Origin of the sequence: Collinsella sp. LCP19S3_F2, from assembly GCF_052121015.1 — a bacterium.
Taxonomy (GTDB): Bacteria; Actinomycetota; Coriobacteriia; order Coriobacteriales; family Coriobacteriaceae; genus Collinsella.
The window spans coordinates 1-929 of the sequence record NZ_JBQKFA010000032.1 but is presented as its reverse complement, the minus strand read 5'-3'; the positions used below and the strand labels follow the sequence as shown (position 1 = coordinate 929).

1 protein-coding gene is annotated in these 929 nt (G+C 71.2%); it reads left to right on the top strand.

Annotated features, from left to right (window positions below; all coding sequences use genetic code 11):
* Positions 1-585 (top strand): transposase (locus ACTQX9_RS09515; protein WP_441541383.1); only part of this gene is annotated, 585 nt, incomplete at its 5' end.
* Positions 586-929 lie beyond the last annotated feature (344 nt).

Sequence of the window (929 nt, the reverse complement as noted above, 5' to 3'; positions counted from 1 at the left end):
ATATCCGGGATCAGGCTCGAGGGGCCCCAGCGCGACGTGCTCGAGTACTACGTCACGGCCGCGAGGTGCGCGGAGTCGGACCGCCGGCAGCTCGAGAAGAAGGTGCTCGCCCTCGCCCGGACCGACCGGTGGCGCCCGGCCGTCGAGGCGCTCTCCTGCATCAAGGGAATCGACACCCTGACGGCCTTCAGGCTCGCAGCCGAGGCGGGCTCCTTCACGAGGTTCCGGACGGCCCCGGCCTTCGCGAGCTGGTGCGGGCTGGTCCCGTCGGAGCGCTCGAGCGGCGAGACCGAGCGGCGCGGCGGGATAACCAAGACGGGCAACCGGCTCGCCAGGACGGCGCTGGTGGAGTCGGCGTGGCACTACCTGACGTGCACGCCCCGCCCGAAGGCCCCGGCGCCCGGCGCGGACGTCCCCGCGGCGATCCGGGCGCGCGCCGACGACTGCACCGCCAGGCTCTGCCGTCGCCGCGAGGCGCTGGCGGCGGCGGGCAAGAGCCCGTGCAAGGCAAACGCCGCCGTCGCGCGCGAGCTCGCCTGCTGGGTCTGGGAGATCGGGCGCCGGGCGGAGGGGACCCTCGGCTGACCCCGTCGGACAACAAGCCTCCCGCCGGGAGGGCCCGCGCCTCGACGCATCGCCGGCGCGCGTTCACGACCCTTTTTTGGGCAGCCCAAGGCAAGGGCCGCGCCCGTGAACAAGACTGGTTTCGGACGAGCGCGCCGGACGGAGAATCGAAATGCGGTGGGGTGCGCGGACATACCGGGCTGACCGCCGGCAGCGCGCCCGCAAGAGCCCGCGGATATTAGCTTGCCAGGCAAGCGTCGACTAAACGTGCAGCGTGCGCGGGCCCTCCCGACGGGAAACGAAAAAGCCCGGTTTAAAACCGGGCTCGAACAAACACGCCTATTGACAATGGCTTTCTCATATTA